This is a genomic window from Actinoplanes sp. NPDC051861, from assembly GCF_040681145.1.
Classification (GTDB): Bacteria; Actinomycetota; Actinomycetes; order Mycobacteriales; family Micromonosporaceae; genus Actinoplanes.
The window spans coordinates 25,140-50,932 of the sequence record NZ_JBFAYE010000027.1; the positions used below are offsets into that span (position 1 = coordinate 25,140).

Consider the following 25,793-nt stretch of genomic DNA (forward strand, 5'->3'; position numbering starts at 1 on the left):
CGAACTCCACACGCAAGGTTTGGCGCGGTTCCGTGTGTGGAGTTGGGGTGCGTATGGAGGCGGAACTCCACACGCAAGGGTTGGCGCGGTTCCGTGTGTGGAGTTGGGGTGCGTATAGAGGCGGAACTACACACGCAATGTTTGGCGCGGTTCCGTGTGGAGTTGGGGTGCGTATAGAGGCCGAACTCCACACGCAAGGAAACGCGGGAAGGGTTAGTGGATCTGGGACAGCCGAGCCTCCAGGCCGTCGATGAACATCGTCAGCGCGAACTCGAAGCTGTCCCGGTCCACCGCGTCCGCGTGCTCCCGCAGCCGGTGCGCGTCACCCAACGACGGATACCGATCCAGATAGACCTGCACGTCGTCGACGAACCCGCGCGAGAACGACCCCATCGCCGCCCCCACCACCAGGTACTTCGTCGACGCCCCGATCATCGTGGCGTCCCGCGCCGGCCAGCCCGCCGCGACCAGCCCGCCGTGCACCGCGTCGGCCCGGCGCAGCGACGCGTCCCGCTGTCCCGGCCCGCGCACCAGGAACGGCACGATGTTCGGATGTTCCGCGAGCGCCGCCCGGTAGGACCGCGCCCACCCGAACAGACCCTCCCGCCAGCCCCGCGCGAACGCGCTGGTGTCCACCTTCTCGATGATCTCGCTGGCCACGTCGTCGAGCAGCTGTTCCTTGGTGGGGTAGTGGAAGTACAGCGCCGGTGCGCTGACGCCCAGCGCCGCGGCGAGTTTGCGCATGCTCAGCCCGTCGAGCCCGTCCCGGTCGATGATCTCGAGCGCGGCCGCCCGGATCCCGGCCTGGCTCAGCAGCGGCGTGGTGGGCCGAGGCATGTGAGCACTCCATCGTTTGAACTGACTAACGCTGTTAAGTTAACATGCGCAGAGAAACCTGACAGCGTTCAGTTTATGCCCAGGAGGCGTCGTGGACCTCAGCCTCACCGAGGAGCAGGAGCAGTTCCGGGCCCTCGCCCGCGAGTGGGTGGACCGTGAGGTCGCGCCGCACGCCACCGAGTGGGACCGCGCCGAGCAGGTCGATCCCAAGATCGTCGGGAAGCTTGCCGAACTGGGCTTTCTCGGTCTGGGCATCGCCGAGGACCTGGGCGGTTCGGGTGGCGACTTCCTGACCTACGCGCTGATGATGGAGGAACTCGGGCGCGGCGACACGTCGGTGCGCGGCATCGTCTCGGTCTCGCTCGGGCTGGTCGCCAAGAGCATCCAGGCCTACGGGACCACCGAGCAGAAGGGCCGGTTCCTGCCCGCCATGTGCGCCGGCGAGAAACTGGGCTGCTTCGCGCTGACCGAGCCCGGCACCGGGTCCGACGCGGGCTCGCTGACCACCCGGGCGGTGCGCGACGGCGACGACTGGGTGCTCACCGGCGAGAAGGTCTTCATCACCAACGGCACCATGGCGAGCGTGGCGCTGGTCTTCGCGCGCAGCGGCGGTCCGGGACCGAAGGGGATCACCGCATTCCTGGTGCCGACCGACGCCGCCGGCTTCGGCCGACGGGAGATCAAGGGGAAACTCGGGCTGCGTGGTCAGGCGACGGCTGAGATAACTCTTGATGGGGTACGCGTTAACGACACCGATCGCCTCGGCGACGAGGGTAAGGGCTTCCGCATCGCGATGTCCGCTCTCGACAAGGGCCGCATCGCCGTGGCGTCCGGTTCGGTCGGGCTGGCCCGCGGCTGCCTCGAGGCCGCCGTCTCCTATGCGAGGGAGCGCACCCAGTTCGGCAAGCCGATCGCCGCCTTCCAGCTGGTCCAGGAGATGATCGCGGACATGGCCGTCGAGACCGACGCCGCCCGGATGCTCGTCTGGCGCGCCGCCGGACTGGTCGACAGCGGCCGGCCGTTCGGCACCGAGGCGTCGATGGCCAAGCTGTTCGCGACCGAGGCCGCGGTGCGGGCGGCCAACCAGGCGATCCAGATCTTCGGAGGGTACGGCTACGTCGACGAGTTCCCGGTCGGCAAGGCCATGCGCGACGCCCGCGTCACCACCCTCTACGAGGGCACCAGCCAGATCCAGAAGTTGCTCATCGGCCGTGCGCTGACCGGGATCAGCGCGTTTTGAGGGGGAGAAACATGAGTCGGGTCGCCATCGTCACCGGCGCCGCACGGGGTATCGGCGCGGCCACCGCGCTGCAGTTCGCGTCCGAGGGTGCGTCGGTCGCCGTGCTCGACCTCGACGATCAGGCCTGCGCCGCGGTCGTCGACCAGATCAGGGCCGGCGGCGGCACCGCGATCGCGCTGGGCTGCGACGTCGCCGACGAGGCGCAAGTCGACGCCGCCGTGGACAAGGTCGCCGCCGAGCTCGGCGGGGTGGACGTGCTCGTCAACAACGCCGGTGTGCTCCGCGACAACCTGCTGCACAAGATGTCCGGCGCGGACTGGGACCTGGTGATGAACGTGCACCTGCGCGGCGCGTTCCTGTGCAGCCGGGCCGCGCAGCGCCACATGGTCCCGCGCCGGAGCGGCAAGATCGTGAACACGTCGAGTGTGTCCGCGCTCGGCAACCGGGGACAGGCCAACTACGCAGCCGCGAAGGCCGGCATCCAAGGTTTCACGCGTACGCTCGCGATGGAGCTCGGGCCGTTCGGCATCAACGTCAACGCTGTGGCGCCCGGCTTCATCGTCACCGAGATGACCGACGCGACCGCCGCCCGGGTGGGTGTCTCCGCCGAGGAGATGCAGGCCCGAGCGGCCGAGATCACCCCGCTGCGGCGGGTCGGCAAGCCCGAGGACGTGGCCCGCGTGGTCGCGTTCCTGGCCAGTGACGCGGCATCGTTCGTCACCGGGCAGACCCTGTACGTCGACGGCGGACGCCGTCTCTGATCGCCGATAGGACTGACATGCGTCGCACCGTTTTCAACTCCGACCACGAGGCGTTCCGGCAGACTCTGCGGGCGTTCATCGAGGCCGAGGTGGTTCCCCGTTACGACCAGTGGTTCACCGAGGGTGAGGTTCCGCGCGACTTCTACAAGCAGCTCGCCGAGCTCGGGCTGTTCGGCATCGAGGTGCCGGAGGAGTACGGCGGCGCCGGCATCGACTCGTTCAAGTTCGCCGCGATCCAGACCGAGGAGACCACCCGCGCCGGTGTCTCGTTCGGTGCCTCCGGGGCGCACGTCGCGCTCTGCCTTCCGTACCTCTTGCAGCTCGGCACCGATGAGCAGAAGCGTCGCTGGCTGCCGGAGTTCGTCTCCGGCGACACCATGTACGCGATCGCCATGACCGAACCCGGCACGGGCAGCGACCTGGCCGGCATGAGCACCACCGCGAAGCTGTCCGACGACGGGAAGCACTACATCCTCAACGGTGCCAAGACGTTCATCACCGGTGGCGTGCTCGCCGACCGGGTGATCGTCTGCGCCCGCACCTCGCCGCCGAAGCCCGAGGACCGCCGCCACGGCATCTCGCTCCTGGTCGTCGACACGAAGGCGCCCGGCTACTCCGTCGGCCGCAAGCTCGACAAGCTCGGCCTCAAGACGTCGGACACCGCCGAGCTCGCGTTCGTCGACGTGAAGGTGCCGGTCGAGGACCTGCTCGGCGAGGAGAACAAGGGCTTCTCGTACCTCGGAAAGAACCTGCCCAAGGAACGGCTCAGCATCGCCTACGGCGCGTACGCCCAGGCCGCGGCCGCGGTCCGGTTCGCCAAGCAGTACGTGCAGGAGCGCAAGGTCTTCGGCCAGACCGTCGCGTCGTTCCAGAACACCAAGTTCGAGCTGGCCGCCTGCCAGGCCGAGGTGGACGCCGCCCAGGCCGTCGCCGACCGCGCCCTGGAGGCCCTGGACGCCGATGAGCTGACCGCTGCCGAGGCCGCCTCGGCGAAGCTGTTCTGCACCGAGGTCGCACACCGGGTCATCGACCGCTGCCTGCAGCTGCACGGCGGCTACGGCTTCATCAACGAGTACCCGATCGCCCGCCTGTACGCCGACAACCGGGTCAACCGGATCTACGGCGGCACCTCCGAGGTGATGAAGATGATCATCGCGAAGGACATGGGCCTGTAACGGCGGACTGGTTCCGGCGGCCACGCTGCCGGAACCACGCCAGCAGGTTGAGCAGCACCGCCCAGGCGGTGACGCCGATGAGCAGGGCCGCCGCCGCGGTGAGCCCCCAGTCGCTCTGATCCGCGCCGCCGTCCCACTCGTCGGCCGACAGCACCGAACCGCCGAGCGCGGCGGCCGCGGCGAGCTGCGGCACCGCCGTCAGCAGCCAGGCCGGCAGGTACATCCCCGTCTCCATCAGGCCGGCCACGGTGACGACCATCCAGACGATGCCGCCGACGGTGGCCGCCCACACTCTTGTCCGGTGTGTCAGTGTCCCGAGGCCGACGCCGGCGGCCAGGAACAGCGGATACGCGACCAGCTCCGCGACGATCACACCCCACGGCAGGTCGAAGTCCCGTTTCCCGGTGAGCACGAAGCCCGCCGCGATCGTCACCGCGGCGAGCACGCCGGCCAGCGGCATACCGATCGCCAGGGCGGCGCGCTGACCGTGCCGCCGCGCCAGCAGGACGCCGATCACCAGGCAGAGCAACTGGCCGAGGAGGACGCCGGACGTGTGCTGGAAGACGTACCGCGTGTAGTTCCACTCCCGCTGCTGGTCGTCGCCCTGCGGGTCGTAGTTGACGAACTGCTCGTAGAAGCCGTCGTTGAACGGCCTCGCGACGAGAACCAACACGACCATGACCGGAACGGCCCAGACCAGCGGGTGACGTCTCACAACCCCTAGGCTTCCGGGCATGGCGATTCTCCACAAGGCACAGATCACGCCGTCCAAGCTCGAACTGCTGCGCGCCTGGCTGCCCGCACAGCCGTGGTACGACGGCCCCGCCGAGCCGGAACTCACCCGTGTGGCCGCCGCGCGCTTCGACGACCCGGACGGCGAGGTAGGCATCGAGACCATGCTGGTCCGTGCCGGAGAGGGCCCGGCGCTGCACGTGCCGCTCACCTACCGGGCCGCACCCCTGGAGGGCGGCGAGGCGTTCCTGGTCGGCACCACCCAGCACTCGGTACTGGGCGAGCGCTGGGTCTACGACGCCACCGGCGACCCGGTCTACCTGGCCGAGACGGCCCGCGTGATCCGCGAGGGCGACCACCAGGCGATCGAGGAGGTCGAGGGCGTGCCCCGCGAGCCCGACCTGAAACTGGCCGGCAGCGGCGTCGACGAGACCGGCCCGGTCGAGGTCCAGGTCAACCGCATACCGACGATCGCCGTCGACCCGGCCGACGAGGGGGTGCTGACCGGCTGCTGGACCGGCCAGGAGACCCCCGTCGTCCTGGTCCACCTACTCCGCGCCGGTGCGAGCTGAGTTCGAACCCCTGAACCCTACGTGACCAGCGCATACTGAATCGGCCCCGGCGGGATCCCCCCAGCGTCCCCGCGGCCCGGCAGGATTCCGGGCTGTCGTAGCGGAGGTGTGGGTCGTGCAGCGCAGGTTCGTCCCTCGCGGGGCCGGGGGACTGGTACTGATGAGCATCCTGGTGTTCCTGGTGGCCGGTGCCGTCATGTCGCTGGGAGCGCACGTGGTGATCCGTGATCGGGCCGCGGACGTTATCGACCGCAAGACCGACGCGGTCGAGAGGCTGGTGACCGCCGAGATCGACCGCTATCGGGCGTCGCTGGAGGACGTCTCGGCGGCCGTCGCCGTGGTGGACCGTTTGCGGGCGGCGGACTTCGAGATCCTCACGGCGCCGCTGAACGCTCAGCGCCTTCCCGGCGCCGTGGCCGTCAGCCTGATCGTGGAGGCGCGCGGCGCCGACGTGCCGGCCGTGCAGGCTCACTGGCGTGCGGCCGGCGCCAAGGATCTGGTGCTCCAGCCGTCACCCGTTGCCGACGACCGGCACTATCTCGGCGTGCTGAGCCGCCCCCTGGACAGCGGGCCGCCCGTGACCGGTCTGGACGCGGCGTCGATACCGGAGGCCCGGGAGGTTCTCGAGCGTGCGCGGGCGACCCACCGGGTGGCGCTGAGCCGGACCTATCACCTCCGCCGCGATCAGGCTCTACCCGCCTCCCAGCGTCAGCTCTCGTTCGTGCTGGCGGCCCCGGTGGAGGCGTTCGGCGAGTTCCGCGGCTGGGTGGTGATGGCGCTGCGCGGCGCTGACTTCCTGCGGGAGGTGATCGGGATCGCCGCGGGTGAGCAGGTGAGCGTGACCCTGTTCGACGCCGGGGAGTCGATCATTCCGGTGGCGGCGTGGCGGCCCGCCGAGGTGGACACGTCGCTGGGTGCCCGGGCCGTGTCCATCGCCGCGCCGCAGCGCTCCTGGCGCCTGACCGTCGAGCCCACCACCGGCTTGCTTCCGCCCACCAACATGGGGCTGATCTCGACAGCCGCTACCGTCGGCCTGTCGCTGGCGGCGCTGCTGACCACGCTGACCGTGATCCTGGTGACCGCACATCATCGGGCTGCCCGGGAGGTGGTCAGGGCGACGGCGGTGCTGCAGGAGGACATCCGGCGGCGGGAGGAGATCGAGCGCCGGCTCCGGCGGCGCGAGCAGGAACTTGTCGGCTTCGCCGGGATGGTCGCTCACGATCTGCGGGCTCCGCTGACCGCGGTGACCGGTTATGCCGACCTGCTGTGCGAGGAGGGCGCCGAGGAGCTGAGCGACGAGCAACGTGCCTTCCTCGGCCGGATGCAGGCGGGCACCCGGCGGATGCGGCGCCTGATCGACGACCTGCTGGCCTACGCCACAGCGGACAACGCGGCGGTACGTGTGGCCGACGTCGACCTAGGCGCGCTGGTCGAGGAGATCGCCGACGAGCGGCGTGTCCTCACCGGTGGCCCGGAGCCCCGGATCGAGGTCTCCGGTCTGCCCACGGTCGCCGGTGACGCCACCATGCTCCGGCAGGTCTTCGACAACCTGATCGGCAACGCGATCAAGTACACCCCGCCGGGGGATCGTCCGGTGGTCCGGGTCAGTTCGGCACCGGACGGGCCGGACTTGTTCCGGTTCGAGATCGCCGATCGGGGCATCGGCATCCCGGCAGACCAGCGGGCGTACGTGTTCGACGCCTTCACCCGGGTGACCGGCAGCGAGCGGTATCCGGGGACCGGGCTGGGCCTGGCCATCGTGCGGCGGGTCGTCGAGCGGCACGGCGGCCACGTAGGCGTGGACGCGAACCCGGAGGGCGGGAGCCGGTTCTGGTTCACGCTGCCCAGCGACCAGGTGGCCGCCCGGGAACCGCAGCGGGCGGCCTGACCGGTCAGAGCGCGTCGTGCGCTTTGCGGGCGGCGATCAGGACCGGATCCCAGACCGGGGCGTACGGGGGCGCGTAACCCAGATCGAGCGCCGTCATCTCGGTGACCGTCATGCCGTTCCAGACGGCCACCGCGAAGGCGTCGATTCGTTTCGCGGCTTCTGTCCTGCCGACGATCTGGGCGCCGAGCAGCAGGCCGGTGTCCTGTTCGGCGATCACCTTGACCGTCATGGGTACGGCGCCCGGGAAGTAGCCCGCCCGGTTCGTGGACTCCACGGACGCGGACACGCACCGGAATCCGGCGGCGGTGGACTCGCGGGTGGACAGGCCGGTCCGGGCCACCTCCAGGTCGCAGATCTTGGTGATGCCGGTGCCGACGATGCCGGGGAACGTCGCGTAGCCGCCGCCGATGTTGATGCCCGCGACGCGGCCCTGCTTGTTGGCGTGGGTGCCCAGCGGTACGTGCACCGGCCGCCCACTGACCCGGTTCAGCACCTCCGTGCAGTCGCCCGCCGCCCACACGCCCTCCACCCCGCGGACTCGTTGGCGCAGGTCGGTGGCGAGTGCCCCGGTGGCCCCGAGTGGGATGCCCGCGTCGGAGGCGAGTGCGGCGTTCGGCCGTACCCCCAAACCCAGAACCACGACGTCAGCCGGCAGCGTCCCGCTGTCGGTGACCACCGCGCGGATCCGGCCCTGTGCGGTTTCCAGGCCGGAGACCGTGACGCCCGTGCGGAGATCGATGCCCATCTTGCGGATCGAGTCCGCGACCAGCGCGCCCATGTCCGGATCCACCGTGGACATCGGCTGAGGTGCCTTCTCGATCAGCGCCACCCGCAGCCCCCGGCGTTGCAGCGCCTCCGCCATCTCGACGCCGATGTAGCCGGCACCGATCACCACCGCTGTCTCGGGGCGGGGGTCCGCGGACAGCCAGGCGTCGACCGCCGCCCCGTCGCCGAGCGTCTGCACGCCGAAGACGCCTTGCGCGGACGTCTCCGCCCACGGGGGACGGATCGGGGTGGCGCCGGTCGCATAGACGAGTTCGTCGAAGCCCTCGGTGAAGGTGGACGACGGCGAACGGACCGTCACGGTTCGCGCTGCCAGATCGATTCCGGTCACGGTGTGGCCGGTGCGCACCTCGATGCCGTCGCGCCGGAAAGTCGACGGGTCGCGGGCGACCAGGGCCGAGGGCCCGGGGACGAGGCCGCCGATCCAGTACGGGATCCCGCAGGCCGAATAGGACGTGTACGCACCCCGCTCGAAGGCGAGGATCTCCAGGTCCTCACGCGACCGCCGCTTGCGAGCCTGTGAGGCCGCGGACATGCCGGCCGCGTCGCCCCCGATCACGAGAAGTCTCACCTGGTCCATTCTGCCCCGAAGTTTCCGTCGCGTTTCCGGAAAGCTGCGGAGAGTGGTTGCCCGCCGCATCAGCCCCCATCTATCGTCATCGAAGCGCTTCGACGCCCAATACGAAATCTGAGGAGACCGTCATGCGAAAACGCGGTCTGGCACTCCTAGCCGCCGCCCTGCTGGTCGTCCCCCTCGCACCCGGGGCCGCACAGGCAGACCCCGCCTACCCCTTCCGGAACCCGAACCTTCCCCTGGCCACCCGCGTCGACGACCTGGTCGGCCGGCTCACCCTCGACGAGAAGATCTCGCTGCTCCATCAGTACCAACCGGCCATTCCACGTCTCGGCATCGAGCTCTTCAAGACCGGGACCGAGGCGCTGCACGGCGTCGCCTGGTCCAACGACTACCGCACCAACTCCAAGATCGACGCGACGGCGACCGTCTTCCCGCAGGCCGTGGGCCTCGCCAGCACCTGGGACCCGGCGCTGATCGAGCGGGTCGGCTCGGCGGTCGGTGACGAGCTGCGCGGCTTCCACGCGCAGGACCCGGTGGTCTGGGGCCTGAACGCCTGGGCGCCGGTGGTGAACCTGCTGCGCGACCCGCGGTGGGGCCGCAACGAGGAGGGTTACTCCGAGGATCCGCTGCTGTCCGGGACGATCGCCACGGCGTACGGGCAGGGCCTGCAGGGTGACGACCCCGATCACCTGAAGGTCGCGCCGACCCTGAAGCACTACGCCGCGTACAACAACGAGGTCAAACGCGACGTGACCTCCTCGAACGTGCCGCAGCGGGTGCTCAACGAGTACGACAGGGTGCCGTTCCGGATCCCGCTGGCCGGCGAGGCCGCGACCGGTGTGATGGCCTCCTACAACCTGATCAACGGCCGGCCCGCCACCGTGGACCCGGACCTCGCCGGGCTGGTCCGCGACTGGAGCGACCAGCGGCTGTTCAACGTGAGCGACGCCTGGGCGCCGACCAACCTGACCGGCTCGCAGGCGTACTTCCCGACCCAGGCCGAGGCGAACGCCGCGACGATCAAGGCCGGTCTGGACAGCTTCACCGTCAACGACACCAACGCCGTGCCCACGGTCACCGCGATCAAGGAGGCCCTCGCGCAGGGTCTGCTCACCGAGGCCGACGTGGACAACGCGGTCGGCAACGCGCTGAGCATCCGGTTCCGGCTGGGCGAGTTCGATCCGGACGGCGGTCCCTACGCGGACATCCCGGCGTCGGTGATCGACAGTCCGGCGCATCGGGCGCTGGCCCGGGAGAGCGCGGGCGAGGCGGCGGTGCTGCTCAAGAACAGCGGCATTCTGCCGCTCAAGGCCGGGGGTTCGGTTGCGGTCAGCGGTCCGCTCTCGGATGCGCTCTACACCGATTGGTACGGGGGACAGCTCCCGTACAAGGTCACCGTCCTCGACGGCATCACGGAGCGGGCAAGCTCGGTGACCAACAGCTTCGGCGCCGACCGGATCGCCCTCAAGTCCGTGGCGACCGGCGGTTACGTGACCGCCACCGGCACCACCGGCGGTGACGCGGTCGTCGCCACCGGCTCCACGGCGAGCCCGGCCGCCCAGTTCGACAGCGTGGACTGGGGCGACGGCGTCTCCACCCTGCGCAACGTGGGCAACGGCAAGATGCTCGGCTACAACTGGGGCCCGTTCGTCACCGCCGAGAACAACCCGACCGGCTGGTTCGTCCAGCAGCAGTTCAAGATCGAGGAGCAGCCGGACGGCACGGTCGCGCTGCGCTACGCCGGTTACGAGACCCAGGAGCCGTGGTTCGGCGCCAACCGGTACGTGACGATCGACGCCGACGGCAAACTCGGCCTCACCTCGCCCGACCTGGCCGGCGCCGCCCGCTTCACCAGGGAGCTCCTGGTCGACGGGGTCGCCGAGGCCGCCGCGCAGGCTCGTTCCGCCTCGGTTGCCGTCGTGGTGGTCGGCACCGACCCGTTCGTGGCCGCCCGCGAGGTGCACGACCGTGCCTCGCTCGGCCTCGGCGCCCGCCAGGAAGCACTGATCAAGGCGGTCCGCGCGGCCAACCCGAACACCGTCGTGATCGTGCAGAGCAGCTACCCGCAGACGCTCAACTGGGCACAGCAGAACGTCCCCGGCATCGTCTGGACCACCCACGCCGGCGCCGAGACCGGCCACGCCATGGCCGACGTCCTGTACGGCGACGTCAACCCGTCCGGCCGGGTCACCCAGACCTGGTACCGCTCCACCTCGCAGCTCCCTGACGACCTGCTCCAGTACGACATCATCAACACCCGCCAGACCTACCTGTACAGCGACGCCACGCCGCTCTACGCGTTCGGCCACGGCCTGTCGTACACCAGCTTCAAGTATGGGAAACCGCAGGTCGGAGACGGCCGGGTCAGCCTGACCGTCACGAACACCGGTAAGCGCGCCGGTGACGAAGTGGTCCAGCTCTACACGCATCAGCGCACCTCCCGCGACGCCACGCCGACCAAGCAGCTGCGCGGCTTCCAGAAGGTCGCGCTGAAGCCGGGGCAGTCGAAGACGGTCACGTTCCGTCTCCAGCCGTCCGACCTGGCCCGCTGGGACCAGACCCGGCAGCGCTGGGTGGTGGAGAACTCGGTGCACGACATCCTGCTCGGCGCGTCGTCGGCCGACATCCGGCAGCGGGCGACCCTGTCCGTGCGCGGCGAGACCATCCCGGCCCGGGACCTGTCGCGCGAGACCCGGGCCGAGACGTTCGACGCGTACGCCGGAGTGAAGTTGCTCGACGAGAGCAAGGCTCGCGGCACCGTGGTCGGGGCTTCCGCAGCCGGCGACTGGATCGCCTTCAAGGACGCCGCGCTCCGGGGCGGGACCACGTTCACCGCTCGCGCCTCGGGCGCCGGCACCGTGCAGGTCCGGCTCGGCTCGCCGACCGGCCGCCTGCTGGGCACCGCGACGCTCGCCGACACCGGCGGCGTCTACGCCTACGCAACCGTGACCGCACCGCTGGCCCGGGCCACCGGCCGCCAGGACGTCTACCTGGTGCCCAGCCCCGGCCTGCGCCTAGCCACGTTCACCATCCGCTGACCAAAGTTCCCGCGTGTGGAGTTCGGGTCGCTATGTGGGCCGAACTCCACACGCATGGGGGTGGCGTTTGAGTGTGTGGAGTTGGGGTTGCTGGGTGGGCCGAACTCCACACGCATGGGGTGGCGTTTGAGTGTGTGGAGTTGGGGTCGCTATGTGGGCCGAACTCCACACGCATGGGGGTGGCGTTTGAGTGTGTGGAGTTGGGGTTTGTGGGGAGGCGGAAATCCACACGCTGGGGGTTCGCTGGTGGGGGACCGCTGATCAGTAGGATCGAGGAGGGGAGAGGTCGTGCCGAACGACCGGGCGACGTGGGGAGGCGCTGTGCCGACGATCAATGACGTCGCCAGGGCGGCCGGGGTGTCGCCCAGCACCGTGTCGTACGTTTTGAGTGGCCGCCGCCCGATCTCGGCCGAGACCCGCGCCCGGGTGCAGGCCGCGATCGCCGAGCTCGGATTCCACCCGCACGCCGGCGCCCGCGCCCTGGCCAGCAGCAAGACCAACGTGATCGCGCTGGTCGCGCCGCTGCGCGTGGACGTCAACGTGCCGGTTATCATGCAGTTCGCGACCGCGGTGGTGACCGCGGCGCGTTCCCACAACCACGACGTGCTGCTGCTGACCAAGGACGAGGGCACCGCGGGCCTGGAGCGGGTCGCGCACAGCACGATGGTCGACGCGCTGATACTGATGGATCTAGAGCGCGACGACATGCGCATCCCGTCGCTGCGGCGGCTCAAGCAGCCGTCGGTGCTGATCGGCCTGCCCGCCGACCACACCGGCATCGCCTGCGTCGACCTGGACTTCGGCGCGGCGGCGCGCGCGGCGCTGGAGCATCTGGCCGGGCACGGCCACCGCCGGATCGGCCTGGTGGGCCCGTCACCCGCCGTCTATCGGCGCCAGACGACGTACGCGGACCGGTTCCTCACCGGTTTCCTGGACGCCTCCGCCGAGCTGGACCTGCGGACGGTCACGCACCCGTGCGAGCCGGGCACCGAGGGCGTACGCGCCTGCCTGTCCGACCTCGACACCGAGTTGCCCGGCCTGACCGCCCTCGTCGTGCACAACGAGGAGGCGCTGCGGCCGCTGCTGGACCTGCTGCAGGCCACCGGCCGGCGGGTGCCGGAGGACATCTCGATCGTCGCCGTCTGCCCCCGTGACGTGGCGACCGCCATGCCGGTGAACCTCACCTCGATCGACATCCCGGCGCACGACGTCGGAACCCTCGCGGTCGAAACCGTGATGCGGCTGCTGGACGGGCGGCGTGTCGAGTACACCAGGTTGCTGGAGCCCAGCCTGGTCGAGCGGGACAGCTGCCGCGAAATCTCCACGTCACACCGTTGACACGAATGCTGCTCGTTCCATAGTTTCTCGGCAAGGCCCGTCGTCGAAGCGCTTCGACAGTTTGTTGAAAACGCTGCGCCGAAAACACTGCGTCGAAGCGCTTCGACGATGGCGCCGCCGGCTTACGACCTATTCCAGTCCCCCTGGGAGGACGGCAATGTTCCGATCACGAACCGGCATCGCGGCCGCGGCGTTGTTCCTGACCGCGTCCCTCGGCCTGACCGCCTGTGGTGGTGACGACGGCGCCGAGGAGGGCGCCGACGCCAAGACCCTGACCCTCTGGCATTACGAGGGACCGACCAGCGCGATGGGCATCGCCTGGAACAAGGCGATCGAACTGTTCAAGTCCAGCCACCCCGGCGTCGAGGTGAAGTTCGAGGAGAAGGGCTTCGAGCAGATCCAGCAGAACGCCCAGATGATCCTCAACTCGGACAGCGCGCCCGACATCATGGAGTACAACAAGGGCAACGCGACCGCCGGCCTGCTCTCCAAGCAGGGGCTGCTCACCGACATCACCGACGAGGCCTCGAAGCGCGGCTGGGACAAGAAGCTCAGCCCCAGCCTGCAGACCACCGCGAAGTATGACGAAGACGGCATCATGGGCAGCGGCAAGTTCTACGGCGTGCCCAACTACGGCGAGTTCGTGACCGTCTACTACAACAAGAACCTGTTCGACAAGTACAAGCTGGCCGTGCCGACCTCGCTCGACGAGTTCACCAAGGTGATGGACACGTTCGTCCAGAACAAGGTGACGCCGCTCGCCGTCGGCGGCGCTGAGTACCCGGCGCAGCAGATCTTCTACGAGCTGGCGCTCTCCAAGTCCGACCGGGCCTTCATCGACGACTACCAGCTCTACAAGAACAAGGTCGACTTCAAGGGCCCGCAGCTCAGCTACGGCGCGCAGACGTTCGCCGACTGGGTGTCGAAGGGCTACATCAGCAAGGACTCGGCCAGCATCAAGGCCGAGGACATGGGCGTCTCGTTCTCGCAAGGTAGGTTCCCGATCCTGATCTCGGGCAGCTGGTGGTACGGCCGGTACGCCACCGACATCAAGGACTTCGAGTGGGGCACCTTCCTGTTCCCCGGCAACAACCTGCACCCGGGCTCCAGCGGCAACCTGTGGGTGGTGCCGGAGAAGAGCAAGGCCAAGTCCCTGGCGTACGACTTCATCGACATCACGATGTCGCCGGAGATCCAGGCGCTGCTCGGCAACAGCGGTGGCGTCCCGGTGGCGGCCGACCCGTCGCAGATCACCGACCCGAAGAACAAGGAACTGGTGGAGACGTTCAACAAGATCTCGACCAGTGACGGCCTCGCCTTCTACCCGGACTGGCCGGCGCCCGGCTACTACGACGTGCTCGTCGCCGGTGTGCAGGGGCTGATCAACGGCTCAAAGACCCCGGACGCGTTCCTCGACGAGATCGCGAAGCCGTACAACGAGAACCTGGCTGACCTGGGTAAGTGAGAGGGGTCGCGGGCGGCGGGGAGACCCGCCGCCCGCGGCGCGGGAAGGGGCCCGGTATGGCCGGCAACAATCTCAGGAACCGCGGGTACGCGGTGTACCTCATTCCAGGAGTACTCGCCTCGATCGCGGTCATCATCGTGCCGCTGGTCATGACGGTCTACATCAGCTTCACCAAGTGGACCGGAGTGGGCAGCCCGCGCTGGGTCGGCTTCGACAACTACACCCGGCTCTTCGCCGACGAGCTGTTCTGGCAGTCGTTCAGCAACATCGTGCTGCTCATCATCGCGATGGCGGTGATACCGACGCTGCTCGGCCTGGTGCTGGCAGCGGTGCTCTTCGACTACGTCGCCAAGCACTTCGGCGACCGCTGGGCCGGCGCCTTCCGCTCCGGCTACTACCTGCCGCAGGTCATCCCGGTCGCGGTCACCGGCATCATCTGGAGCTGGATCCTGCACCCCAGCTACGGCGCCCTGAACCGGATCCTCGAGTCGATCGGCCTCGGGGGACTGGCCAGGAACTGGCTGGGTGACCCGGACTACGCGCTGTACAGCGTGATGGCCGTGATGGTCTGGTTCCAGCTCGGCTACCCGATCGTCATGTTCATGTCCGGCCTGCAGCGGATCGACCCGTCGATCTACGAGGCGGCGGACCTGGACGGCGCCTCGTGGTGGCAGCGCTTCCGCAAGATCACGGTCTACATGATCCGGCCGGAGTTCTACGTCGTGCTGATCACCACCACGATCGCCGCGCTGAAGATCTTCGGGCAGGTGTTCGTGCTGACCGGCGGCGGCCCGAGCAACGCGACGCTGGTGCCGTCCTACTTCGCGTACCGCAACTTCTTCGAGAAGGCGCAGGTCGGGTACGGCTCGGCGATCTCGACCGTGCTCACCGTACTGATCGTGGTGCTCGCCTTCGTGTTCCTGCGGCTGCAGCACCGGGCGGAGGAACTCTCATGACCGTCACCGCGGCGGAAGCTCCCTCGCGTACCCCCGAAAAGCCGGCGCCGAAAGCGCTGCGTCACCGCAATCCCACCCGGTTCTTCGTCCTGACCGGCCTGCTGGTGCTGCTGCTCCTGCTGGTCGGCCCGCTGCTGGTGATCGCGGTCAACGCGGTGAAGAGCCCGGCGGAGTACGCGAGCAACGGCCCGCTCTCGATACCCACCAGCCTCTACTGGGACGGCATCGTCGACTTCTGGAACCGGGTGAACTTCGGCCAGAAGCTCTGGAACAGCTTCATCACCAGCCTGGTGGTGGCCGTCCTCGGCGTCGTGCTGTCGATTCTCAACGCGTACGCCCTCGGCATCGGCCGCGTGCGCGGCCGCGTCTGGTTCCTGGTGTTCTTCCTGGTCGCGAACCTGCTGCCGCAGGAGGTGCTGGTCTACCCGCTGTACTACATCTCCAAGGAGGCCGGTCTCTACGACAGCCTGATCGCGATCATCATCATCTTCACCGTCATCCAGGGCGCCTTCGGCACCTACCTGCTCACCTCGGTCTACTCCGAGTTCCCCCGGGAACTGCTGGACGCGGCCGAGGTGGACGGTGCCGGTAAGTGGCGCACCCTGTGGCGGGTGGTGGTCCCGGTCAGCAGGCCGACCCTCGCGGTGCTGTTCACGTTCTTCTTCATCTGGACGTGGAACGAGTTCTTCCTGCCGCTGGTCTTCCTGATCTCCAACGACAACCAGACCGTCCCGGTGGCTCTCGGCGTCCTGCAGGGCGACCGGCTGATGGACGCGACCACGACCAGCGCCTCGGCCCTGATCGGCGTCGTGCCCGCGATGCTCTTCTTCCTCATCTTCCAGCGGACCCTCACGCGCGGCATCGCCGCCGGCGCGATCAAGTGATTAGGTAAGGACGCGCATGAAGTTCACTGACGGCTACTGGCGCAAGCGCTCCGGCCTGACCGTGCTGCATCCAGCGCATCTCCTGGACAGCACGACGGGCCCAGGTTCGCTGACCGTCTACGCCGCCACCCGGCCGGTCCACCACCGCGGCGACACCCTCAACGCTCCGCTGATCACCGTCACGGCCACCGCGCCGGCGCCGGACGTCATCCGGGTCACCGTCGAGCACTTCCAGGGTGAGGAGCCACGGAACCCCGCGTTCGCCATCGCCGAGGAGCCCGTGGACGTCGCGGTCGACGACCTGTCGATCACCTCCGGCCGGCTGACGGCCCGGTTCACGGCGGGGGAGCGGTGGGGGCTGGACTTCCTCGCCGAGGGCCGGCGGATCACCGGCAGCGGCTGGAAGGGCATGGGGGTCGTCGACACCGCCGACGGTGAGCACTACGTCCACGAGCAGCTCGACCTGGGTGTCGGCGAGGCGGTCTACGGGCTCGGCGAGCGGTTCGGGCCGCTGGTCAAGAACGGCCAGAGCATCGACATCTGGAACGAGGACGGCGGCACCAGCAGCGAGCAGGCGTACAAGAACGTCCCGTTCTACTTCACCAACGCGGGGTACGGCGTGCTCGTCGACCACCCCGGCAAGGTGTCCTTCGAGGTCGCCTCCGAGATGGTGTCGCGGACCCAGTTCAGCGTCGCCGGGCAGAGCCTGTCCTACCTGGTCATCTACGGGCCGACCCCGGCTGAGGTGATCCGTAAGTACACGGCGATGACCGGCCGTCCCGCGCTCCCGCCGGCCTGGTCGTTCGGCCTCTGGCTGACCACGTCGTTCACCACCTCGTACGACGAGGAGACGGTGAACAAGTTCGTCGACGGGATGGCCGACCGGGACCTGCCGCTGAGCGTGTTCCACTTCGACACGTTCTGGATGCGCGAGTTCTCCTGGTGCGACTTCGAGTGGGACACCCGTGTCTTCCCGGACCCGCCGGGCATGCTCAAGCGGCTCGCCGGCAAGGGCCTGCGGATCTGTCTGTGGATCAATCCGTACATCGCGCAGCGCTCGCCGCTGTTCGCCGAGGGCAGGGCGAACGGGTACCTGGTGAAGAAGGCCAACGGCGACGTCTTCCAGTGGGACCTGTGGCAGGCCGGCATGGGCCTGGTCGACTTCACCAACCCGGCCGCCCGGGAGTGGTACGCGAGCAAGCTGCGCGCACTCGCCGAGATGGGGGTCGACGCCTTCAAGTCGGACTTCGGCGAGCGGGTGCCGACCGACGTGGTGTGGCACGACGGCTCCGACCCGGAGCGGATGCACAACTACTACACGCAGATCTACAACCAGGTGGTCTTCGACGTCCTGAAGGAGGTGCGCGGCGAGGGCGAGGCCGTGCTGTTCGCCCGGTCGGCGACCGTCGGCGGCCAGCAGTTCCCGGTGCACTGGGGCGGGGACAACTCCAGCACGTACGAGTCGATGGCGGAGAGCCTGCGCGGCGGCCTGTCGCTGATGTCCTCCGGCTTCGGCTTCTGGAGCCACGACATCGGCGGTTTCGAGGGTATGCCGGACCCGGCCGTGTTCAAGCGGTGGATCGCGTTCGGGCTGCTCAGCTCGCACAGCCGGCTGCACGGCAGCACGTCGTACCGGGTGCCGTGGGAGTTCGACGAGGAGGCCGTGGACGTCCTGCGGTCCTTCACGCACCTCAAGTACCGGCTCATGCCGTACCTCTTCGGTGTCGCCCGCGAAGCCCACCTGGACGGCCTTCCGGTGATGCGCCCGATGGCGCTCGCGTTCCCCGGCGACCCGGCCGTCACCCACCTGGACCGGCAGTACCTGCTCGGCAACGACCTCCTGGTCGCGCCGGTGTTCAGCGCCGCGGGCGACGTGTCGTTCTACGTGCCGGCCGGCCGCTGGACGCACTACCTGACCGGCCAGGTCGTCGAGGGCCCGGCCTGGGTACGCGAGACCCACGGCTTCGACAGCGTGCCGCTGCTGGTCCGCCCGGGCGCGGTGATCCCGGTCGGCGCCCGGCAGGACCGCCCGGACTACGACTACCGGGACGGGGTGACGCTGCGGCTGTTCGAGCCCGCCGAGGGCCGCACCGCCGTCGTCGTGCCGGGACCGTCCGGTTCGGACACCGTCTTCACGGTGACCCGGGAGGGCGCCGAGATCCGCGTCGGCCGCGCCGGCGATCCGCTGCCGTGGCGCGTGCGCGTCGGTGACGAGGTGACCGAACTGACCGCGGACCAGGACAGCTGCACCCTCACCGCGGGATAGCAGCCGGCCGGAGCGACCGGCGGCCTCTACCGGGGCCGCCGGTCACTTCTGATAGACGTCCGGCACGCCGTCCGCGTCCTCGTCGGCCGCCTCCTGCGCGCACAGACGGCGGTAGTGCCGGTTCCGCATCCGCAGCACCACGGCGGCCAGGATCGCCGCGATCAGGGATCCCGCCAGCACACCGATCTTCGTCTCGTCGTCCAGCGCGCTGCCGGACCCGAAGGCCAACTCGCTGATCAGCAGTGACACGGTGAAGCCGATCCCGCCGAGCAGGCCCAGGCCGAGCATGTCCCACCAGCTCAGCCCCTCGGAGAGCTGTGCCCGGGTGAAGCGCTGCACCAGCCAGGTCGATCCGACGATCCCGATCGGCTTGCCCAGCACGAGGCCGGCGACGGCCGCGACCGAGCCGGCGCCGATGCTGCCGCCGACGGTGACCCCGGCGGCGAAGAACGCGAACACCGGCACCGCGAATCCCGCTGACACCGGCCGCCACCGGTGCTCCATCCGCTCCGCCACGTCACCGCTCACCGGCACGGTGAAGGCGAGCAGCACGCCGGCGACCGTCGCATGGATGCCCGACGCGTGCATCAACGCCCACGCCGGCAGAGCGAGCGGCAGAAGCAGCCACCAGCGCACCAGCCCGCGCTGGACCAGGACGCCGAACAGCGCGATCAGCAGGCACGACACCAGCAGCGGCACCGGGTGCAGCGCCGACGTGTAGAAGATCGCGATGATCAGGATGGCCAGCAGGTCGTCGACCACGGCCAGGGTCAGCAGGAACGTGCGCAACGCGCCGGGCAGATGGGTGCTGATGATGGCCAGCACGGCCAGTGCGAACGCGATGTCGGTGGCCGTCGGCACCGCCCAGCCGCGCAGGCCTGCGGGGTCACCCGCGGTCGCGGTGACCGCCACGAAGATCAGCGCGGGGACCAGCATGCCGCCCATCGCGGCTGTCACCGGCAGCGCCGCCCGGCGTGGGTCCCGCAGGTCGCCGGCGACGAACTCGCGCTTGAGCTCGAGACCGGCCACGAAGAAGAAGATCGCCAGCAGCCCGTCAGCCGCCCACTCGGCGAGCGAAAGGTTCAGGTGCCATTCCCCCGGCCCGACCCGGAAGGACGCCAAATCCTGGTACAAGTCTTTCCATGGGGAGTTCGCCCAGGCCAGCGCCAGCACTGTCGCAGCGAGCAGGAGCAGGCCACCGACCGTCTCGGCGCGCAGGATGTCGGCGACGCGCCGGGCCTCGGCCCAGGAACCGAGAGCGAACAGGCGGCGGGGCGTCGGCGACGTCATGTTTCGTCCTTCAGGGAGGAGTACAGAGCGGGACTCGCCGACCAGACTTCCCGGCACACCGACCAAGATTCTACGCACGTCGACAGGGGTAACGTCCCGGCCGGAGGGGACCAAAGACCCATGTAGCGCCTCTGCGCGGCCGATAAGTTGACCTTGAACGTCAGGACAGGCACTCGAAATCTCTCGAGAGGAAAGACTGTGACCGCCGTTTCGGACAACCGAGCCACGCACGACCAAGAACTCGTCCGGAAGCTGGCCGCTCCCGGCGAGGCCGAGGTGGCCGGCCTCGACGCCTGGTGGCGGGCCAACAACTACCTCACGATCGGGCAGATCTACCTGCAGGCCAACCCGCTGCTGCGGGAGCCGCTGAAATCCGAGCACATCAAGCCGCGCCTGCTCGGCCACTGGGGTACGAGTCCCGGTCTGTCGTTCGTCTACGCGCACGTCTCCCGCCTGATCAAGCAGACCGGTCAGCAGGCGATCTACCTGGCCGGCCCGGGGCACGGCGGCCCGGCGCTGGTCGCCGCGGGCTACCTGGAGGGCACCTACTCCGAGGTGTATCCGAACGTCGGCCTCGACGAGAGCGGCATACTGCGGCTGTTCCGCCAGTTCTCCAGCCCCGGCGGCATCCCGAGCCACGTGTCGGTGACCACGCCCGGTTCCATCCACGAGGGCGGCGAGCTCGGCTATGTGCTGGTGCACGCGTACGGCGCGGTGATGGACAACCCGGATCTGCTGGCGATCGCCGTGGTGGGTGACGGTGAGGCGGAGACCGGCCCGCTGGAGGGCTCGTGGAAGGGCGTCTCCTTCATCAACCCGGCGCATGACGGCGCGGTGCTGCCGATCCTGCATCTGAACGGTGCGAAGATCGCCGGTCCGACCGTTCTGGCCCGCAAGGACCCGGCCGAGGTGCGCAAGCTCCTGGAGGGCCACGGCTACGACGTCATCGAGATCGAGGGCTCGGACCTGCCGGGCATGCACCAGCGGTTCGCCGGGGTTCTCGCGGAGGCGTGGGGCAAGATCCGGGCGATCCAGACCGCGGCGCGCAGCGGGCAATGGGACGGCAAGCGCCCGCACTGGCCGTTGATCATCATGCGTACGCCCAAGGGCTGGACCGGTCCCGAGAAGATCGACGGCATCACGGTGACCGGCACGTGGCGCTCGCACCAGGTCCCGCTCTCCGGGGTGCGGGGCAACGAGGACCACCTGCGTGAGCTGGAGAAGTGGCTGCGGTCCTACCGGCCGGAGGAACTGTTCGACGCGACCGGCGCACCGGTGGCCGAGGTCCGCTCGTTCGGCCCCGGGGGTGACCTGCGCATGTCGGCCAGCCCGCACGCCAACGGCGGCCTGCTCACCCGCGACCTCGACATGCCCGACTTCCGCGACTACGCGATCGAGGTCAAGGAGCCGGCGCAGACCAGGGCCGAGTCCACCCGCAAACTCGGCGAGATGATGCGCGACATCTATCAGCGCAACGGCGACCGGTTCCGGCTGTTCTGCCCGGACGAGACCAACAGCAACCGGCTCGGCGCGGTCTTCGAGGTCTCCGACCGAGGGTTCATGGAGTCGGTCAACGACGACGACGTGAAGATCAGCCGTTCGGGCCGGGTCATGGAGGTGCTCTCCGAGCACAACTGCCACGGCTGGCTCGAGGGGTACAACCTGACCGGCCGGCACGGCATGTTCGCCACGTACGAGGCGTTCGCCATGGTCAGCGCGTCGCAGACGGTGCAGCACGGCAAGTGGCTGCAGGAGGCCAAGCACCTGCCCTGGCGCGCCAAGGTGCCGAGTCTGAACATCCTGCTCACGTCGACCGCCTGGCGCAACGACCACAACGGCTTCTCGCACCAGGGCCCCGGCCTGATCCAGGTGGTGCTCACCCAGCGCGGCGACGTGGCCCGGGTGTACCTGCCGCCGGACGCCAACACGCTGCTCTCGGTCGCCGACCACTGCTTCCGGTCGAAGTCGTACATCAACCTGATCGTCATCGACAAGCAGCCGCAACTGCAGTGGCTGACCATGGACCAGGCGATCGAGCACACCGCGAAGGGCGCCGGCGTGTGGGAGTGGGCCGGTACCGACGACGGCTCCAGCGACCCGGACATCGTGCTGGCCTGCGCCGGCGACGTGGTGACGATGGAGACCGTGGCGGCCGCGCAGATCCTCAAGGAGAAGCTGCCGCAGATGCGGGTCCGGGTCGTCAACGTGGTCAACCTGATGACGCTGCCGCGCCCCAAGGACCACCCGCACGGCATGAGCGAGACCATGTTCCGCGAGCTGTTCACCGACCACGTGGACGTGGTGTTCTCGTTCCACGGCTACCCGGGTGCGATCCACCAGCTGGTGCACGGCCGGCCGGACGCCGACCGGTTCCGGGTGCGCGGCTTCATCGAGCAGGGCACCACGACCACACCGTTCGACATGACGGTGCGCAACCGGGCCTCGCGGTACCACCTGGTCATGGACGCCATCAACAACGCCAAGCGGCTCCCGGTCGGCGCCACCGATCTGAAGGCCTGGTGCGAGAAGCAGCTGGAGAAGCACGAGCGCTACGTCGTCGAGCACCTCGAGGACATGCCCGAGGTCCGCGACTGGTCCCTCGGCGACTGGGCCGAGCACTGAGTCCCGGCCAGTGGAATTGATCACGGGCCTGGCACCCCTCCGGTGCCGGGCCCGTTCGTTACTGCGCGTTTCCGGTCGTTAACCAACAGGTTCGCGCGGGTGAACACGCGTTGACGGGTGCGAATCGGTCAGCGGGGCGAAATCAATTCTGACGAATCCGCGGCGGAGAAGTATCTCACCCTTTCAATCGACGGCCGGAGAAGCGAAAGTGAGGGAAGCGCACGCACCCGTCGCTCGATGATGAGGAAGGGGAACCCCCGTATGGCCGCCTCGCTGAACCCTTGGCCGACGACCCGGCAGGGCTCCAAGGATCACCAGGTCACCACGTTGCAGTACCTGCTGCAGGCCCATGGTCACACGGTCACCGTGGACGGCGTCTTCGGCGCGCAGACCGGTGACGCGGTACGCGCGTACCAGCGGGCCAAGAACCTTCCGGACAACGGCGTGGTGGGACCCGAGACCTGGCAGGCACTCATCGTGGAGGTACGCCCCGGCTCCGAGGGCAGCGCGGTCCGCGGTCTTCAGCGGGAGTTCCGGCTCGGCGAGGGCGCCGACGGTGTTTACGGCCCGGTCACCGAGCGGGCGATCCGCACCTTCCAGCAGGACGCCCAGCTTCTCGTCGACGGCGTGGTCGGCCCGGACACGTGGCAGGCCCTCGTGAGCGGCGCACGCTCCGAGTTCAGTCAGGCCGCCTGACCACGACGCGGCACCGTGGGGGTTTCGAGGCGGTTCACGCCCCGACACCCCCACACTCGTGTCCAGAGACCATTGCGTGTGGAGTTGGGGTGTGGAGCGGGGCCGAACTTCACACACGGGGGTGGGGGTTGAAGCCGAAGGGTAGTTCGAGGCGGTGGCGGCGCATCAGGTCCCGATCGCCCAGCAGGTCGGCGGTCGCGCCGTCGGCCACGATCCGGCCCGCGTCCAGGATCACCGAGCGGGAACACAACTCCAGGGCGTACGGCAGGTCGTGGGTGACCATCAGTGTGGTCACCGGCAACGACACGATGATCTCGGCGAGTTCGCGGCGGCTCGCGGGGTCCAGGTTGGACGACGGTTCGTCCAGGACCAGGATCTCCGGGCGCATCGCGAGCACGGTCGCCACGGCCACTCTCCGCCGCTGGCCGAAGGAGAGGTGATGCGGCACGTGGTCGCGGTGCTCGGACATGCCGACAGCGGCCAGAGCCTCGTCGACGCGATTGGTGAGCTCGGTTCCGCGTACGCCTAGATTTTGCGGACCGAAAGCCACGTCCTCCGCGACCGAAGGCATGAAGAGCTGGTCGTCAGGGTCCTGAAAGACGACGCCGACCCGGCGGCGGATCTCGGTGATCGCCTTGCGGTCGCCGGGCGTGACCGGCAGGCCGGAGATCTCCACCGACCCGGACCCACCGTGCAGGATGCCGTTGAGGTGCAGCACCAGGGTGGTCTTGCCGGCGCCGTTCGGTCCCAGGAGCGCGACCCGCTCGCCCTGCGCGATGCGCAGGTCGACGCCGTGCAGGGCCTCGCGGCCGTCCGGGTACGCATAGCGCAGCCCGCTGATCGTCAGTGCCGGAGTCATGTCGATCATGCTAGGACGACCGCGGCGAGGGCGATCCCGGCAGAGGCGACCGGAAGTGTGGCCGACAGCACCCAGTCGCGGGCCGGTGCCGGACCGCGTTCGGAAGCGGGCAGGCGGCCGGTGTAACCGCGGGACAGCATGGCGAGATAGACCCGTTCACCGCGCTCGTAGGAGCGCAGGAAGAGCGCGCCGACGCCGACCGCGAACGCTTTCGCCTGCCAGAGGAACCGGGGGTCGTAGCCGCGGGAGATCCGGGCGATCCGCATCCGCCGCGCGTCGTCGGCCAGCACGTCGATGTAGCGCAGCATGAACGTGGCGATCTGGGTGAACACCTGCGGGCAGCGCAGCCGGTCCAGTCCCAGGATCAGGTCGCGCATCGTGGTGGTCGCGGCGAGCAGCAGCGAGGCGAGGACGCCCAGCGTGCCTTTCGCGAAGATGTTCCACGCGCCGTAGAGGCCGTCCACCGACAGCGACAGGCCCATCCACATCACTCGCTCGCCGTGCCCGGCGAACGGCAGCGCGACCGCGAGCAGCACGAACGGCAATTCGATGGTGGCGCGCTTGGCGAGCCAGCCGGCCGGGACCCGGGCGATCGCGGCGACCACGGCCAGTAGGAGCGCGTAACCGCCGAAGGCGAGGAACTCGGTGCGCGGCGTGGCGACCACGACGATCGTGAACAGCACAGCCGAGACGATCTTCACCTCCGGCGGCAGCCGGTGGACCGGGCTGTCCCGGTCGAGGTGGAGAGGATGGGAGTGCCCGCTGCTCATGGCGCCAGCATAGTTAGTGAAGGATGGCCGCCTCGACGTCGCGGCGAGGGGTGGGATGACCCGGCCGGCCGTAACCGACCCGGAACGCGATCTGCGGGAAGCCGGTGCGGCCGAGCGAGCGCCGCAGCTGGTCGCGGGCGGCCGGCACCTCGATCGGCTGGGAGATCATCGAGGTGGCCAGGCCGGCGTCGGTCGCGGCGAGCAGCACATGCTGCAGCGCCTGACCGGCCATCACCTGGTCCAGCTTGCGGTCGCCGGCCGTGCCGAGGATCCCGACCAGGGGCTCCGGCTCGTAGTCGCGGCCGGCGGCGCGGCGGCGATGGCCGAAGTTGCGCTGCGGGATCAGGTCCTGCGGCTCACCGACCGTGGCGGCGGCCGCGACCGGGATGCCGTCCGGCGCGTCCTCGGTGTCGGTCCAGGTGATCAGCTCGGCCTGGTAACGCATGTCGCGGCGGAGCACCCGGTCGGCGCTGTGCGCGATCTCCGAGAAGCCGGTCAGCGCGGTCATCCCGACGAGCAGATCCAGCCAGGCGCCCTCCGCGCGGGCGGACTCGATCAGGCGTACGCGCACGTCGGCGGGGACCGGGTCGGGCCAGAACGGGTCACGGTGGCTGTAGCGGCGCTCGATGGCGGTGTAGAGGTCGCGTTCGGCGTACGTCGGTGGGCGGTGCCGCCCCGGGGTGAGCCGGGCGATCACCTCCGGCCGGTCCGGGTCCGGCAGCAACTTCACGTCGGCCGGCGCGCCGCCCCAGGCCAGCGCGAGCCGGGCGTTGTAGGTGGCCGAGCCGAGGGCCAGGCGCATCGCCCAGCCGCCGCCGGCGTCCGCGACGGTGAGCTGCCGGGCCGGGTCCGACAGCACCTCGATGGCGCCGTCGTCGAGGCGGAACAGCCACGGCTGGCTGTTGTACATCGAGGGTGCCTGGATGCCGGCCGCGGCGGCGCGCCGCAGGTCGGACTCGTCGTAGCGGATCACGGCACTTCTCCTTCACGGTGGTCTGTTCCACCGTGCCTCCCGCGGAGCCCCGCCGATAAGGGCCGAAAGTC

20 protein-coding genes are annotated in these 25,793 nt (G+C 69.3%); 13 read left to right on the forward strand and 7 right to left on the reverse strand.

Translation table 11 applies throughout. The annotated features are described in order from the left end of the window. Nucleotides 1-213: 213 nt before the first annotated feature. Nucleotides 214-837, reverse strand: a complete 624-nt coding sequence (locus AB0M02_RS41335; protein ID WP_364237731.1) for a TetR family transcriptional regulator — start codon at nt 835-837, stop codon at nt 214-216. A gap of 91 nt (nt 838-928) precedes the next feature. On the opposite strand from AB0M02_RS41335, the gene AB0M02_RS41340 reads away from it, so the two are divergent. The 3 genes from AB0M02_RS41340 to AB0M02_RS41350 are packed head-to-tail and all read left to right on the forward strand — an operon-like array spanning nt 929 to nt 4,013. Continuing rightward, a complete protein-coding gene (locus tag AB0M02_RS41340) occupies nt 929-2,077 on the forward strand; it encodes an acyl-CoA dehydrogenase family protein (RefSeq protein WP_364237733.1) in 1,149 nt (382 codons plus the stop codon). Nucleotides 2,078-2,088: 11 nt separating this feature from the next. After that, nucleotides 2,089-2,838, forward strand: coding sequence for a 3-oxoacyl-ACP reductase FabG (gene fabG / locus AB0M02_RS41345; protein ID WP_364237736.1), 750 nt, complete (start codon nt 2,089-2,091; stop codon nt 2,836-2,838). Between the two features lie 17 nt (nt 2,839-2,855). Beyond that, a complete protein-coding gene (locus tag AB0M02_RS41350; protein ID WP_364237739.1) occupies nt 2,856-4,013 on the forward strand; it encodes an acyl-CoA dehydrogenase family protein in 1,158 nt (385 codons plus the stop codon). On the opposite strand, the gene AB0M02_RS41355 is transcribed toward AB0M02_RS41350, so the two are convergent. Further along, a complete protein-coding gene (locus AB0M02_RS41355) occupies nt 3,988-4,728 on the reverse strand; it encodes a hypothetical protein (protein ID WP_364237741.1) in 741 nt (246 codons plus the stop codon). The genes AB0M02_RS41350 and AB0M02_RS41355 overlap by 26 nt on opposite strands. A 19-nt stretch (nt 4,729-4,747) precedes the next feature. Between AB0M02_RS41355 and AB0M02_RS41360 the strand changes: the two genes are divergently transcribed. Both AB0M02_RS41360 and AB0M02_RS41365 read left to right on the forward strand, forming a co-directional pair. Continuing rightward, the gene (locus tag AB0M02_RS41360) at nt 4,748-5,317 is read left to right on the forward strand and encodes a hypothetical protein (RefSeq protein ID WP_364237743.1); all 570 of its coding nucleotides are present in this window, start codon (nt 4,748-4,750) and stop codon (nt 5,315-5,317) included. A 160-nt stretch (nt 5,318-5,477) separates the two neighbouring features. After that, a complete protein-coding gene (locus AB0M02_RS41365; protein WP_364237745.1) occupies nt 5,478-7,205 on the forward strand; it encodes an ATP-binding protein in 1,728 nt (575 codons plus the stop codon). Between the two features lie 4 nt (nt 7,206-7,209). On the opposite strand, the gene AB0M02_RS41370 is transcribed toward AB0M02_RS41365, so the two are convergent. Beyond that, on the reverse strand, nt 7,210-8,568 hold the full coding sequence (locus AB0M02_RS41370; protein ID WP_364237747.1) for an FAD-dependent oxidoreductase: 1,359 nt from the start codon (nt 8,566-8,568) through the stop codon (nt 7,210-7,212). A gap of 122 nt (nt 8,569-8,690) precedes the next feature. Here AB0M02_RS41370 and AB0M02_RS41375 point away from each other — a divergent pair, with 122 nt between their 5' ends. From AB0M02_RS41375 to yicI, 6 genes are all read left to right on the forward strand, one after another. After that, entirely contained in the window at nt 8,691-11,603 is a 2,913-nt protein-coding gene (locus AB0M02_RS41375) for a glycoside hydrolase family 3 C-terminal domain-containing protein (RefSeq protein WP_364237750.1), read from the forward strand. A 321-nt stretch (nt 11,604-11,924) separates the two neighbouring features. Then, nucleotides 11,925-12,941: a LacI family DNA-binding transcriptional regulator gene (locus AB0M02_RS41380; RefSeq protein WP_364237753.1), complete on the forward strand. Its 1,017-nt coding sequence runs from the start codon at nt 11,925-11,927 to the stop codon at nt 12,939-12,941. A 157-nt stretch (nt 12,942-13,098) separates the two neighbouring features. Continuing rightward, nucleotides 13,099-14,406 carry an extracellular solute-binding protein gene (locus tag AB0M02_RS41385; protein ID WP_364237755.1) on the forward strand — a complete coding sequence of 436 codons (1,308 nt, stop codon included), beginning with the start codon at nt 13,099-13,101 and terminating at the stop codon, nt 14,404-14,406. Nucleotides 14,407-14,462: 56 nt separating this feature from the next. Beyond that, a complete protein-coding gene (locus AB0M02_RS41390) occupies nt 14,463-15,362 on the forward strand; it encodes a sugar ABC transporter permease (RefSeq protein WP_364237757.1) in 900 nt (299 codons plus the stop codon). Beyond that, nucleotides 15,359-16,246, forward strand: a complete 888-nt coding sequence (locus AB0M02_RS41395) for a carbohydrate ABC transporter permease (protein WP_364237759.1) — start codon at nt 15,359-15,361, stop codon at nt 16,244-16,246. Before AB0M02_RS41390 ends, AB0M02_RS41395 begins: the two co-directional genes overlap by 4 nt. Nucleotides 16,247-16,262: 16 nt before the next feature. Then, a complete protein-coding gene (gene yicI / locus AB0M02_RS41400) occupies nt 16,263-18,512 on the forward strand; it encodes an alpha-xylosidase (protein WP_364237761.1) in 2,250 nt (749 codons plus the stop codon). A gap of 42 nt (nt 18,513-18,554) precedes the next feature. Here the strand turns inward: yicI and nhaA are convergent, their stop codons facing one another. After that, nucleotides 18,555-19,802: a Na+/H+ antiporter NhaA gene (gene nhaA / locus AB0M02_RS41405; RefSeq protein WP_364237764.1), complete on the reverse strand. Its 1,248-nt coding sequence runs from the start codon at nt 19,800-19,802 to the stop codon at nt 18,555-18,557. A 198-nt stretch (nt 19,803-20,000) separates the two neighbouring features. Between nhaA and AB0M02_RS41410 the strand changes: the two genes are divergently transcribed. Together AB0M02_RS41410 and AB0M02_RS41415 are read left to right on the forward strand one after the other, a co-directional pair. Further along, nucleotides 20,001-22,424: a phosphoketolase family protein gene (locus AB0M02_RS41410; RefSeq protein ID WP_364237767.1), complete on the forward strand. Its 2,424-nt coding sequence runs from the start codon at nt 20,001-20,003 to the stop codon at nt 22,422-22,424. Between the two features lie 261 nt (nt 22,425-22,685). After that, the gene (locus tag AB0M02_RS41415) at nt 22,686-23,120 is read left to right on the forward strand and encodes a peptidoglycan-binding protein (RefSeq protein ID WP_364237769.1); all 435 of its coding nucleotides are present in this window, start codon (nt 22,686-22,688) and stop codon (nt 23,118-23,120) included. A gap of 109 nt (nt 23,121-23,229) precedes the next feature. Here the strand turns inward: AB0M02_RS41415 and AB0M02_RS41420 are convergent, their stop codons facing one another. The 3 genes from AB0M02_RS41420 to AB0M02_RS41430 are packed head-to-tail and all read right to left on the reverse strand — an operon-like array spanning nt 23,230 to nt 25,722. Further along, nucleotides 23,230-23,979, reverse strand: coding sequence for an ABC transporter ATP-binding protein (locus AB0M02_RS41420; protein ID WP_364237772.1), 750 nt, complete (start codon nt 23,977-23,979; stop codon nt 23,230-23,232). Nucleotides 23,980-23,984: 5 nt separating this feature from the next. Next, on the reverse strand, nt 23,985-24,749 hold the full coding sequence (cbiQ, locus tag AB0M02_RS41425; protein WP_364237774.1) for a cobalt ECF transporter T component CbiQ: 765 nt from the start codon (nt 24,747-24,749) through the stop codon (nt 23,985-23,987). A 13-nt stretch (nt 24,750-24,762) separates the two neighbouring features. Then, entirely contained in the window at nt 24,763-25,722 is a 960-nt protein-coding gene (locus tag AB0M02_RS41430) for a nitroreductase (RefSeq protein ID WP_364237777.1), read from the reverse strand. Between the last annotated feature and the right edge of the window lie 71 nt (nt 25,723-25,793).